11 protein-coding genes are annotated in these 13,659 nt (G+C 43.3%); 4 read left to right on the plus strand and 7 right to left on the minus strand.

The genetic code is table 11. From position 1 onward, the window contains the following. The first annotated feature begins 40 nt into the window (after positions 1-40). The gene (gene fumC, locus D2V05_RS05010; protein WP_119646426.1) at positions 41-1,438 is read left to right on the plus strand and encodes a class II fumarate hydratase; all 1,398 of its coding nucleotides are present in this window, start codon (positions 41-43) and stop codon (positions 1,436-1,438) included. Positions 1,439-1,516: 78 nt separating this feature from the next. Here fumC and D2V05_RS05015 read toward each other — a convergent pair whose 3' ends face one another. Further along, on the minus strand, positions 1,517-2,407 hold the full coding sequence (locus D2V05_RS05015) for a hypothetical protein (protein ID WP_119641720.1): 891 nt from the start codon (positions 2,405-2,407) through the stop codon (positions 1,517-1,519). Between the two features lie 160 nt (positions 2,408-2,567). On the opposite strand from D2V05_RS05015, the gene D2V05_RS05020 reads away from it, so the two are divergent. Continuing rightward, positions 2,568-3,356 carry an MBL fold metallo-hydrolase gene (locus tag D2V05_RS05020; protein WP_119646658.1) on the plus strand — a complete coding sequence of 263 codons (789 nt, stop codon included), beginning with the start codon at positions 2,568-2,570 and terminating at the stop codon, positions 3,354-3,356. Between the two features lie 68 nt (positions 3,357-3,424). Next, positions 3,425-4,117 carry a hypothetical protein gene (locus D2V05_RS05025; protein ID WP_119646427.1) on the plus strand — a complete coding sequence of 231 codons (693 nt, stop codon included), beginning with the start codon at positions 3,425-3,427 and terminating at the stop codon, positions 4,115-4,117. An 8-nt stretch (positions 4,118-4,125) separates the two neighbouring features. Here D2V05_RS05025 and ettA read toward each other — a convergent pair whose 3' ends face one another. The 3 genes from ettA to D2V05_RS05040 all read right to left on the minus strand — a co-directional run bounded on the left by ettA (position 4,126) and on the right by D2V05_RS05040 (position 7,084). After that, positions 4,126-5,817, minus strand: a complete 1,692-nt coding sequence (ettA, locus tag D2V05_RS05030; protein WP_119646428.1) for an energy-dependent translational throttle protein EttA — start codon at positions 5,815-5,817, stop codon at positions 4,126-4,128. Between the two features lie 34 nt (positions 5,818-5,851). Next, a complete protein-coding gene (locus D2V05_RS05035) occupies positions 5,852-6,028 on the minus strand; it encodes a CAL67264 family membrane protein (protein ID WP_231562643.1) in 177 nt (58 codons plus the stop codon). Between the two features lie 72 nt (positions 6,029-6,100). Further along, positions 6,101-7,084, minus strand: a complete 984-nt coding sequence (locus tag D2V05_RS05040) for a Gfo/Idh/MocA family protein (protein WP_119646429.1) — start codon at positions 7,082-7,084, stop codon at positions 6,101-6,103. A 62-nt stretch (positions 7,085-7,146) separates the two neighbouring features. Between D2V05_RS05040 and D2V05_RS05045 the strand changes: the two genes are divergently transcribed. Further along, a complete protein-coding gene (locus tag D2V05_RS05045; RefSeq protein ID WP_119646430.1) occupies positions 7,147-8,775 on the plus strand; it encodes an acyl-CoA carboxylase subunit beta in 1,629 nt (542 codons plus the stop codon). Between the two features lie 4 nt (positions 8,776-8,779). Here the strand turns inward: D2V05_RS05045 and D2V05_RS05050 are convergent, their stop codons facing one another. Genes D2V05_RS05050 through D2V05_RS05060 form a run of 3 tightly spaced genes read right to left on the minus strand, consistent with a single transcriptional unit; the run spans position 8,780 to position 13,658 of the window. After that, positions 8,780-10,528, minus strand: a complete 1,749-nt coding sequence (locus D2V05_RS05050; RefSeq protein ID WP_147378231.1) for a hypothetical protein — start codon at positions 10,526-10,528, stop codon at positions 8,780-8,782. Between the two features lie 8 nt (positions 10,529-10,536). Next, positions 10,537-12,270 (minus strand): tetratricopeptide repeat protein, encoded by a 1,734-nt coding sequence (locus tag D2V05_RS05055; protein WP_119646432.1) that lies wholly within the window; start codon positions 12,268-12,270, stop codon positions 10,537-10,539. 41 nt (positions 12,271-12,311) lie between these two features. Further along, a complete protein-coding gene (locus D2V05_RS05060; RefSeq protein ID WP_119646433.1) occupies positions 12,312-13,658 on the minus strand; it encodes a M24 family metallopeptidase in 1,347 nt (448 codons plus the stop codon). Position 13,659: the final 1 nt, after the last annotated feature.

The raw sequence follows: 13,659 nt of genomic DNA on the forward strand, positions 1-13,659 counted from the left end.
ATGGTTTATCTTTGTAGAACAACAAAATCATCATATTCCAATGAGTTTCAGAATAGAAAAAGATACCATGGGCGAGGTGAAAGTGCCCGCGGACAAATATTGGGGTGCACAGACAGAACGCTCCAGAAACAATTTTAAAATCGGCACCCCTGCCTCCATGCCGATGGACATCATTTACGGATTTGCCTATCTAAAAAAGGCCGCCGCTTATGCAAACCATGAGCTTGGTGTACTCAGTGTAGAAAAAAGAGACCTGATCGCACAGGTCTGTGACGAAATCCTGGAAGGGAAACTCGACGACCAATTTCCATTGGTTATCTGGCAAACAGGCTCCGGCACGCAAAGCAATATGAACGTGAACGAAGTAATTGCCAACAGGGCGCATGAAATTGCTGGAAAAAAAATTGGGGAAGGTGAAAAAACCATCCAACCCAATGATGATGTGAACAAGAGCCAATCTTCCAATGATACCTTCCCGACGGGAATGCACATTGCCGCCTACAAAAAAATTGTTGAGGTCACCATCCCCGGTGTGGAGCAGCTCAAAAATACGTTGGACAAAAAATCCAAAGAATTCAAAAATGTTGTAAAAATCGGTAGGACCCACTTAATGGATGCCACTCCCCTAACCTTGGGGCAGGAATTCTCCGGATATGTTTCGCAATTGGAACACGGCATCAAAGCACTCAAAAACACCTTGGCCCACCTTGGAGAACTGGCTTTAGGTGGAACCGCTGTGGGTACTGGATTGAACACCCCAAAAGGGTATGATGTGCTTGTGGCCAAATACATTGCCAAGTTTACAGGCCAGCCTTTTGTCACGGCTGAAAATAAGTTCGAAGCTTTGGCCGCACATGACGCCATTGTGGAGAGTCACGGGGCATTGAAACAATTGGCTGTTTCTTTGAACAAGATTGCGAACGATATTAGAATGATGGCCTCAGGCCCACGTTCCGGTATCGGGGAGATCATTATTCCGGCCAACGAGCCAGGAAGTTCCATTATGCCCGGTAAGGTGAACCCAACTCAGTGTGAAGCCATGACCATGGTCTGTGCCCAAGTAATGGGCAACGATGTTGCTATTAGTGTTGGTGGAACCCAAGGACATTATGAGCTTAACGTGTTCAAGCCTGTAATGGCAGCCAATATTCTACAGTCGGCCCAATTGTTGGGCGATGCCTGCGTAAGTTTTGATGAACATTGTGCCATAGGAATTGAACCCAACCACGAAGTGATCAAGACGCTTTTGAACAACTCTTTGATGCTTGTCACCGCCTTGAATACTAAAATAGGATACTATAAGGCAGCAGAAATTGCGAATACGGCCCATAAAAATGGTACTACGTTGCGGGAAGAAGCTGTTAACCTTGGTTATGTTACCCCAGAAGAATACGATGCGTGGGTGCGTCCAGAGGATATGGTGGGCAGTTTGAAATAGCTTTTCAAAAAATATTGAAGCATAAAAAAAGCCCGTCCAAATTTGGACGGGCCTTTTATTTATGATGGATAGTGTGTATTATTTCAACTCGAACTTGGAAGTACCCAACAATTTCAATTTGCTGTCATAAACATTTACCATGTAGTTACCTTTTTGGTAATCATCTGCTGGTTTGTTCACATAGTCACATACATCCAAGGCATCATTTTCGTAGTAGAAATTGGTTCCTTTGCTGTAAGTGATGGAAGCACCTTCTTCGGTTGACTTGCTGAAGCCATCACCAAGAACGTTTCCTTGTGGTCCCAAAACTTCAATGTAGAATTCCCTGTCACCAGCTTCGGCAATGGTGTTGCTAGCCACGGTGAAACAAACTTTAAGTTTATCGGTAGCTTTAGCTCTTGAAGTGGACACCAATTTACCGCTGCTTCTTTCTTTAACAGCATCTACACTGATAGTGGAAAGATTAAGGGCAGAACCTCTTTCAACAGCATCGGCCAATTGAGTGTTCTGAACGATCAAAGAATCGTTGAAGACGGTTTGTTTTTCCAATTCAACAAACGTGCTGTCCCTTTGCATGGCCAACAAGCTGTTAGATTGTGTCAAGGAATCTACTTGCTTCAATAATTTCTCCCTTTCAGCTTTAAGAACGCTTACTTGTCTTCTGTATCGGGAAAGAGAAGCGATATCAGCTTTCATACCTTGTACAGAATCGATGTACTTTGCAATATTGTCCCTAGCGGCAACCAATTCTTCATTGGTAGCGTTGCTTTCCAAAATGGCCTTGTCATACTCGGATTTCAAGTTGTTCAAGTCCTCAACAACCAATTCCTTTTCTTGGGTAAGCGCTTCGGTTGTCTTCTTTTTGTCTTGGTAAAGGCTCACGGTATAGATGATGGTTCCCAAAAGAACTACACCCAACAACCCGGCAATTACCTTCAATCCATTGTTATTGCTTTTTGTTTCAGTCATAACTTTTTGATTTAATTGATTCTCGTTAAATGTTTTGATCAATTGTGTTTGGTTTATATACGCTTCAGATTCTGGTTTGGATTATTTAACCAAAATTTTTTGTGAAAAAAATCATCATAGTGTCGGAGAAACCTTATTTTTAAAGGAACTCAAAAATTCCATGATGAAAAGAATTATGCCCATTATAGCATTGATGCTCTTCTTTGCCTGTAAGCAGAACAAGCCTCAGGATGAAGAATCTACAGAAGTTGCCACCGAAATGGAGACGGAGGTTCCTGAGAAAGCTACCATCATTCCTATTGAACATGCCACCGCTGTTTTAGAATGGGATGGAAATACCGTTTACATAGATCCCGTAGGTGGCAAAGAAGCCTTTGTGGGTCAAAAATCACCCACTTTAATTTTAATCACCGATATCCATGGCGACCATTTCAGTTTGGAGACCCTACAAGCGTTGGATACCGTAAAAGCAACCGTGGTGACCCCAAAAGCAGTAGCTGACCAAATCCCTGCCGATTTTGGTTCTCCTGTTGTGGTAATGAACAATGGGGACACCAAAAATTTCTCCGGAATTACCGTTGAGGCCATCCCTATGTACAATCTTCGGGAAGAAGCCCTTGATTTCCATACCAAGGGAAGGGGTAACGGATATGTGCTTACCGTTGGCCAAGAGCGTATTTATTTTTCTGGGGATACGGAAGATATTCCAGAAATGAGGGCATTGCAGAACATTGACAAAGCCTTTATTTGCATGAACTTACCTTATACCATGACCGAGGAAAGTGCCGCCGATGCTGTGTTGGAGTTCAAGCCCAAAGAGGTATACCCTTATCATTATAGGGGCCGTCCCGACGTTAGTGATGTGGCGAAGTTCAAAACTTTGGTGAACGAAGGAGACCCTAATATTAAGGTGGTACAACTAGATTGGTATCCCAAAGATGATTTTTAATCCATTATAATAATACCGCCTTTTTGGCGTTAGCATAACAAACTATTAACCAAATCAAATACTTGACCATGGCCCCCAAATCCCATGTTTTAGTAGTTGCGGTACTATTTTTTGCCGTTCAAACTACCTTCGCAAACCAGTGTGATGCCTTTTATTCCAAAGTGACCTACGCGCTCAACCATTGTAAGAAGGCGATGTCCGCCACCAATTTTGAACACCAGATGTACTATGCCGAAAGGGCATGGGAAGCCCTGGAAAAGGCAAAAGCTTCCAAGGGTGAATGTGTATGTGCCAAAGCAGACGAGAAGACCATAGATGCTATGGAATCCTTGGACAAGGCCATTGAACCTGCGGATTGGGAAGCAGGAAGGTTCTTTACCAAAAAAGCACTGGGACAAATCACCGAGTTGATCACGTTCCTTGATGAATGTACCATTGGCATTTCAACAACCGAAACCGTTGTGGAAGATACCGATACGGCCATTTTTGAAAACGAGGCACATCCACAACAAGAGGACACGGAATCCGTGAACAGCATGGAATTGGAAATGATCAAAATCTTTGACAAACACGCCCAAGATAAACTGCATTCCGCAGAAAGTGCCATTTCCCAATTGGTGGAACTATCCAAGACCATTGGAGCCAATCCTGCACAAGACAATGGTGACCCCAATAATTTGGCGGCCCATCAAAAAGCCTATTTGGAAAGGGCCAAGAAAATATTGGAAGAGGGAATCAAAAATCTCGGTGGAGAAGAATAATCCTCTTCTTATCTTATCAATTTTTTATACTTGATGCGCTTGGGCATGATATCACCGCCCAAGCGTTTCTTTTTGTTTTCCTCATAATCCGAGAAGGACCCCTCAAAGAAATAGACTTGTGAATCCCCTTCAAACGCCAAGATGTGGGTACAGATCCTATCCAAGAACCATCTGTCGTGGGAAATTATTACCGCACAGCCTGCAAAGTTTTCCAATCCTTCTTCCAAGGCACGAAGGGTGTTTACATCCAAATCGTTGGTGGGCTCATCCAAAAGTAAAACGTTGCCTTCTTCCTTTAGCGTCATTGCCAAGTGGAGGCGGTTTCGTTCACCACCCGAAAGCATGTTTACTTTCTTGTTCTGCTCACTTCCAGAGAAATTAAATCGGCTCAAATAAGCGCGAGAATTTACCTGTTTTCCACCCATCATCACCAATTCCTGTCCATCACTGAAGTTTTCCCAAATGGTCTTTTCTGAATCGATGTTGGAATGGCTTTGGTCCACATAAGCAATCTTAGCCGTTTCTCCTACCACAAATTCACCTTTGTCGGGAGTCTCCTCCCCCATGATCATTTTAAAAATGGTAGTCTTACCTGCTCCGTTAGGTCCAATGATTCCAACGATACCCGCCTGCGGAAGGTTAAAGTTCAACTCTTCGTACAGCAATTTGTCACCAAAAGCCTTACTGACACCTTTGGCCTCGATTACGTTGGTTCCCAAACGAGGACCATTGGGAATATAGATCTCCAAATTTTCCTCTATCTGTTTTTGATCTTGGCTGAGAAGCTTGTCGTAATTCTTTAAACGTGCCTTTTGTTTGGCCTGACGACCTTTGGCTCCTTGTCGTACCCATTCCAACTCTCTCTCCAAAGTCTTTTGCCTTTTGGATGCCTGTTTGCTCTCTTGGGCCAATCGCTTGGCTTTTTGATCCAACCAACTGGAATAGTTCCCCTTCCATGGAATACCTTCTCCCCTGTCCAGTTCCAGGATCCAACCAGCAACATTATCCAAGAAATAACGGTCGTGGGTCACGGCAATCACCGTTCCTTTATATTGTGCCAAGTGATGTTCCAACCAATGAACCGATTCTGCATCCAAGTGGTTGGTAGGCTCGTCCAACAAAAGAACATCGGGCTCCTGCAACAACAGACGGCACAAAGCCACCCGTCTTCTTTCCCCTCCTGAAAGCACATTAATTTTTTTGTCCGATTCCGGTGTGCGCAGTGCATCCATGGCAATCTCCAACTTGGTATCGAGTTCCCAAGCATTAGCAGCATCGATTTTGTCCTGTAAAGCCGCTTGTTTGTCCATCAGCTTTTGCATCTTATCAGAATCTTCATACACTTCGGAAAGGCCGAACATATCATTGATCTTATTGTACTCATCCAGAATGGCAACAGTTTCCGCAACCCCTTCCTTTACAACTTCCAGTACGGTCTTGTTCTCATCGAGAAGCGGCTCCTGCTCCAAATAGCCCACTGTATATCCTGGGGAAAAAACCACATCTCCTTGATAGTTTTTATCGACCCCCGCAATGATTTTGAGCAAAGTGGATTTACCAGAACCATTGAGACCCAAAATACCGATCTTGGCACCGTAGAAAAAACTGAGATAAATATTTTTAAGCACAGGGGTATTGGCCGTTTTATAGGTCTTGGTAACCCCGGACATTGAAAAAATGACCTTTTTATCGTCTGACATTTGGTTGTAATTAAAATGTTATGAAAAATTGGGCCTACACCCTACCCTTAAGTGCATTGAATACCCAGGCCACGGCAAAAAAGCCAATGCCCACGGCCCCGAAACCGTATCCTGCCACTTCGTCGTATTTGAATGCCCCAAGTGCTATCATTCCTATTCCCACAAAAATCATAATCCATGTGGCCCATGCGAGCACCGTGTTCTTGTTCATTCCCATTGTCTGTAGTTCTGAAGAGGTTCAAATATCGTAAAAAATGAAATAATGCAAAGGCAAAGCTTAGGATTAAGTTTCAAAAGGAAAGGTTATGCCGCATTTTTCACGGACTGTGTCCAATAATTCGGACAGATTTAAGCTGTTTTGGTGCGACCAAAGGTCACTTTCAATCTTTTCTTCCTTGAGACATTTGTTGACTTCCAAGATTTCATAGTAATAACCAATCCCCGTCAACGGCATGGGAACTTCTTGTTCTTCCCCTTCTTTTACCAGTCTATAACCATTTGCTTCATGCCATCTTGAATTCAACAGCAGTTCTCCTTTTGTACAGGAAACTTCGGCTATCATGCTAGACCGACTGGTCAGACCGGAATACAAAACCGCTTGTGCCCGGTCGTAGTCAAAAATCATGCTGGTCTGAAGTTCCGTCCCATTGGGGTGGAAATTGGAGGTAGCCAAAATTTTATCCGGCATCCCCAACAACAAATACGCAAGAAAAATAGGATAAATCCCAATATCAAGAACAGAACCTGAAGCCAATTCGGGGTTCAATAATCTTGAATCCTCGTCCCTGTCCAAAGCATAGAAGGCAAAATCAGCATGCAGGTAACAAAGCTCGCCCAACTCTTCATCATCGATCATTTGCTTTACTTTTTGAATCGTAGGATTAAAGCGCGACCACATAGCTTCCATCAAGAAAACGTTGTTCCGCTTTGATGCTGCCACCATCTCCTCCACCTCGGCTTTGCTTATCCCCAACGGTTTTTCGCAAAGCACATGTTTTCCATTTTCCATGGCCCCAATGGCCAAATCCTTGTGAAAATTATGAGGGGTTGCTATGTAGAGTACGTCCACCTCAGGGGATTGAAACAGTTCTTCATAAGTACCAAAAACATGTGGCACCTCAAATTCATCCGCAAACTCCTGTGCCCTTTGCAAACTTCTTGAGCCAACTCCCGTGAGTATGGCATCTTTAACCAATTGAAGGTCCGACGCAAATTTCCTTGCTATTTTTCCTGGGCCAACAACGCCCCATTTGATTTTGCTTTCCATATATCCCAAAAGTAATGATTATAACTCCTTATCTTTAGCCGACTAAACGAATTTGGACAAAAATGGACCTTACCTTCAATAAAAACGAAGACCATAATAAATTAAAACTCTCCGAGTTACGAAGAAGACTTGCAGAAGTAAAACTGGGTGGTGGCAAAAAGCGGATTGAAAAACTACATGCCCAAGGCAAAATGTCGGCCAGGGAGCGCATCGATTATTTGCTGGATAAAAATGCTCCTGCAATCGAAATTGGCGCTTTTGCAGGTGATGGCATGTATGCGGAGCATGGAGGTTGCCCTTCGGGAGGGGTTGTGGTGAAAATTGGATACGTGAAGGGAAAACAATGTGTAGTGGTCGCCAATGATGCCACCGTAAAAGCCGGAGCTTGGTTTCCCATCACAGGAAAGAAGAATTTAAGGGCCCAAGAAATTGCCATGGAAAACAAACTGCCCATCATTTACTTGGTTGATAGTGCCGGGGTATACCTTCCCATGCAGGATGAAATTTTTCCGGACAAGGAGCATTTCGGTCGCATTTTCAGGAACAATGCCATCATGAGCAGTATGGGAATCACCCAGATTGCCGCAGTTATGGGTAGTTGTGTGGCCGGTGGCGCCTACTTGCCCATTATGAGTGATGAAGCTCTGATCGTTGACAAAACAGGAAGCATTTTTTTGGCGGGCAGTTATCTGGTAAAAGCGGCCATTGGCGAAAGCATCGATAACGAAACCCTTGGCGGGGCAACGACCCATTCTGAAATCAGTGGGGTTACCGATTACAAAGCCAAGGATGACAAAGATGCTTTGGACAGAATCAAAAACATAGTGGACAAGATCGGAGATTTTGAAAAAGCTGGGTACAACAGAGCTGAGGCCAAGTCACCCATCGACAATCCGGAGGATATTTACGGACTTTTGCCTTCATCCCGAAGTGATCAGTACGACATGTTGGAAATCATCAAACGCTTGGTAGACAATTCCGAATTTGAACAGTACAAAGAGGGCTATGGCAAAACCATTCTGACCGGTTATGCCCGTATTGATGGCTGGGCCGTAGGCATTGTGGCCAATCAGCGAAAAGTGGTAAAAACCAAACAGGGAGAGATGCAGTTCGGGGGTGTGATCTATTCCGATTCTGCTGACAAGGCCACCCGTTTTATTGCCAATTGCAATCAAAAGAAGATCCCATTGGTCTTTCTTCAAGATGTTACGGGATTCATGGTGGGTAGCAAGAGTGAACATGGGGGTATCATAAAGGATGGTGCCAAAATGGTGAATGCGGTGAGCAATTCCGTAGTGCCTAAATTCACTATTGTAATTGGAAATAGTTATGGTGCAGGCAATTATGCCATGTGTGGAAAAGCATATGACCCCCGGTTGATAGTTGCTTGGCCCAGCGCGGAACTTGCAGTAATGAGCGGGAATTCAGCTGCAAAAGTTTTATTGCAAATTGAAAAAGCATCATTGGAGAAAAATGGAGAGCCCCTTGACCCTGAAAAAGAACAAGCCCTTTTTGACAAGATCAAGCAGCGATATGATGATCAAATTTCACCGTATTACGCCGCTGCGCGACTTTGGACAGATGCCATCATCGACCCCCTGGATACCCGTAAATGGATTTCCATGGGTATTGAGGCCGCCAATCATGCTCCGATTGAGAAAAAATTCAATTTGGGAATATTGCAAGTGTAAGTTCTTAATTATGAGCCACTTCTGAAGGTAAAACAATACTGAACAAAAATTGATTGGCTTCTTTTAAACCCAACCGAAAAAACTTAATTTCCTTGGTCTGCAACTTGCTCCCGTAATTCTTATAAACGGTGGCCTTCAAGTAACTCGGCGTAAATTGTTTGTTTCCGTGATACGTGGCATTTACCTTCCAAATCCCAGGTAAGGCATCATCCAAAAGAAAATCTGCCATGGAGTATCCCTGTTCTTTTTCAGACCGGATGCGATCCGGCATATCTTCCATAGTATGTTTCCAGTTGAAATATTGATTGTTTGGGTTCACAAACTGCAAGTCGAATTCCGCCTCGGAATCGTTCCATTCAAAGACCAATCTTGTGGTATATGCGTCAATCCCATCCCCGTTCCGCACACGTATCTGTTTGGAACCAGACTTCAAAGTGAAAAGGTTGTCCATTTCCCGCTGAAGGATTTCCGATAATTCGAGGGTGTCCTTACTCAAAAGACCTTCATCCAACAAATAGGAGTGTCGTGCATAAATTGAAGTTGCCGACTCCTTGAATCCTAGGTTGCGATAGCTATTGGCCATATCAATATAACTCTGGGCATATTCAGGTCTTAGGGCATACACCTCTTTATACAATGCATGGGCTTTTTCTAATCTTCCTTGGGATTCGTATATGTAGGCTAGGGATTTTAACCATATCGCATTGTTCCTGAATTGATTAAAATTCTCTTCCACAATTTTATCGGCTTCATCCACCCCAAACATTTCATACATCAAGGCATAACAATCCAAATAGAAATAGGGCACATTGGAATATGATTTTTCAAATTCATCAAAGTTGTTGAGCGCCTCGGTTAAGGAGGTTGCATTTTGAATCGCCAGCAAATAACTTGGCACTTCATTTTTGGCTTCCTCGTGTGAAACTACTTTCTCGGTCACAAAATTGTCTCTTAATCTGGCCCGATCGTAAGATTGTGAACTGTTTTCCTCCCTTAATCCATGGACCCCATTTTTGGTATTGATAATGACCACACCGCCACTTGCAATATGTCCATACCGCCAAACTGCCTGGATACCTGGAATGATACCCACCCTTATAACCATGGAAACATCCAACCAAGTAGGTGCATCATTGAAAATATTCCCGTCAATTTCAAATAAGGCCGGTGTTCGGTAACCTACAGAACCCATTCCCCTTATAAATAGAGCCCTGTTAGATACTCCAGTAGCTGGATTACTAACTGTTCCAACCCGTATACCCGCTCTTCTACTTGCAATGGCGTTTAAAATATCGGATCCGGGAGTGAATTCAGAACCGTCAATCACCTTCAAATGATAGGCAACTGTGGCTGGACTTATATATCCAAATGAAGTGTTGACCACAGAAGAATCCGTGATGTAGGTCATCGCGAGTTTTTTCTGTTTACTGATTTTTTGTTCAACCACCACTTCATCCAACTGTTCCACCCTCAGGTTCATTTTAATGTTCAAAATTTTGGTGACATCCTCTACCAAAATGGAAACGGTGTCCATACCGATGTAGGTATATTGGAGTTCGTCCTTGGGTTTTGCCAAAATCCGATACCATCCTTCATCATTGGAACTTGTTTTTAATCCAGAAGCTAGATTGACAACATGGACATTGGATAATTTGGATGTGCCATCCGTAATTCTCCCTGAAATGGTGTTTTGCGCATTAATGCACCCCATCCAAAAAAAGAATAACAGTATGAATCCAAAATACTTTCCCATCCTGAATTTTAGTTATGAACCACTCTTGCAGGAATACTCATGGTAAACAGTTGTTGGTTGATGTCCCTTGTTCCCAATTGAAACACCTTTACTTCCTTACTTTGCAGTTTGCTGCCATAATTTCTATAAATGATGGCCTTGACAAAAGTTGGCGTTACCTGTTTGTTGCCATGATAAGTTGCATTTACCTTCCAAATGCCTGGCAGCTCATCATCCAACAGAAAATCCGCCATGGAATACCCTTGCTCCTTTTCGGATCGGATACGCTCTGGCATCTCCTCCATAGTATGTTTCCAATTGAAGAATTGGTTATCGGGGTTCACAAACTGTAAGTCGAATTCCGCTTCGGAATCGTTCCATTCAAAAACCAATCTGGTGGCATAGGCTTCATCTGCATTGCTCTTTCGTTGCTTGATTTTTAGGGAGCTACTTTCCAAAGTGAAAAGATTGTTCATTTCACGTTTCATGATATCGGCTAAATCCAGGCTATCCTTGGGCAACAGACCCTCGTCCAACAAATAGGAATGTCTGGCATAAAGTGAAACAGCCGACTCCGGTCTATTAAGGTCACGGTAACTGTTTGCCATATCAATAAAACTTTGGGCATAATCCGGCCGTAGGGTATATATTCTTTTGTAGAGTTCATGTGCCGTTTCCACTCTGCCCTCTGCGTCCAACACGTAAGCCATGGCTTTTAGATAAACGGGGTTGTCCTGCGACATAGTCATGAAATCATTCAAAATACCATTAGCATAATCCTTGGCGTTCTGCTCCTCATAAAAATAACGATAGGCTTCCATCAAAAAGTAGGGATGACTTTTGAATGCGTTGCCATTCTGTTCGTAGGTTAATTTGGCCTCTTGTAACGATTCACTATTCCAAAGTTTTTCACCATATGTTGATGTGGGCGCTTCCTTACCATCAATGGAAACCACATTCCCCTTTACATAATTGTTTCGCAAAAGGGCTTGATCATAGTTTTCCTTTTCTTTCAACCGATACGTGCCGTTTTTGGTGTTTACCACTACCACACCACCAGCACCAATAGATCCATATCGTGAGGTAGCCATAATTCCTGGCATGAGTGCTACGCGTTCCACATTACTTGGGTCAAGCCATGAGGGGCCTTGTGTAAATATCTGGCCATCAATGTCATAAATAGCAGGTTTCTTAGCCATAATGGAACCCATACTTCTAGAGTACACATCAAATGAGTAATCCGGGTTAATTACAACATTCAAACCAGCAAATTTGCCCCTCAAGAACATGCCAAAATGGTAGTGATTGCTGATCATGTCCTTACTTGTCAGAATGGGCAATCGACCTGCAAATGTTTCTTTGTCTATAATGCCGAATGCAGTCCGGATCAAGTTTTCATTGGTGGCATATTGTTGCTCCATGATTCGTTGCTTGTTCCTGCCCACTTCACTTACAACTTCCACTTCATCCAGTGCTTCTACCTGCATTTGCATGCTTACGTTCAAAATCCTGGTCACATCTTCCACAATAATGGAAATCGTATCCATACCCATATAAGAAAATTGAAGCTCTTCCTTGGGTTTTGCCAAAATTTGATACATACCCTCCTGATCAGAAGCTGTTGATACTCCCGAAACAAGGTTTTGTATGTTCACATTTTTTAAGGCACTCCCCTCATGGGTAATACGTCCACCGATCGATTTTTGACCATAAACCAAAATCGTTGGACAAAGCAACACGAAAACTACAATAGATAACCTCATAAGATCATGATGTTTAATAGGTTATCTAATTTACAAAAAAATCAGTTGCCCAATTGTGGTTTAGGCCTTGGAATAAGTAGCATTTCTGTTTGTCTACCATTCACATACCTAAATCCGTCCTCTCCATAAAACCCTGGTTCTTCGAGCATGATTCGAATATCACGATTCCATTCGGGGATATTCACGGTAGCATTGAGTTCTATGGCATAAGCGGTATTGGGGTTGAGGGGATAGTTTTCCCCATCATCTTTCATGACACCTCCTTGAGCGTCCCACATGCCAATAGTGGTTCCGGCTGAGTGGCCATAGGTTCCCAATGGATGGGTATAAAGGGCAGGTCTAAGACCCGCATCTTTGGCATCTTGTAAGGCCTTGGCCAAAATTGCATTGCCCACCTTTCCTTTGATCATGTTCTGGGTCAAGAAATCCTGCACACGGTTGCCCTCTTTCAAGGCATTGACCAAAAATTCAGGTGCTTCCCTTTCTTCTGGTAATAAAACATAGCCCATTTCCTGACAATCCGTATTGAGTCTTAGGTAGGTAATCCCAAAATCACAGTGCAATAAATCTCCGGGAAGAATCACTTTGTCAGCTTCTCCTGCAGAAAAGGAGGTGAGATGACTTACTAGACCTTCGTTATTTCTTTGGATATCCACAGTAGGATGGAACCACGTTTCCAGCCCAAGGTCGGTGACCTTTTGGCGCATCCACCACACCACATCATCTGTTGTGGTGATTCCAGGGGTAATTACTTTTTCAGAAAAGGCTTCTGCCACGATACTATGGGTAATATCCGTCAATTGGGCAAAAATGGCCATTTCCCGAGAGGTACGGGTCTCTATCCAACGTACGGCCAATTGCTCAGCAGAACCCACTTTGGAATGATATTTTTTGGGAAGATTGGCCATAAACTCATCGTAATCTGTTTTGTCCAGTCCATCGGCTATATTGTGGTCCTTGGAAAAATTCAGACCTATCTTTTTAGGGTTCCGCTCTTCGATCAACTCCATCAACCGTTTCCATTGATTGGGTTCTTTCTCCTTGTCCCATGCCGAAATGATGCTCTTTCCCACATTGTAACGGGCCACTGCCAATTTATCGATCGTGTTTTTTTCCTTGTTGCGGTAAAAGAGAAGAATGGTGCGCCTTCTGGCATTCAACCACGTGGCAGGTAGCATGGTCCTGATCACGGGGTCTTCGTTATATTCCCTAGAAATAACGACCCACATATCCAAACCCGTATCGTCCATCAGTTTTGGTAGCAAATGGTTAAATCGTTCCTCCAATATTTCATCCACTACCCGAGCCCTTTCTTTTTCTGAAAGGATCTCTTGTGACATCACAAAAAAGGGAAGCAGCAGCAGAATAAGGTTTATTGTTTTTAGCATG

It is taken from the genome of Flagellimonas pelagia (assembly GCF_003584135.1).
GTDB lineage: Bacteria > Bacteroidota > Bacteroidia > Flavobacteriales > Flavobacteriaceae > Flagellimonas > Flagellimonas pelagia.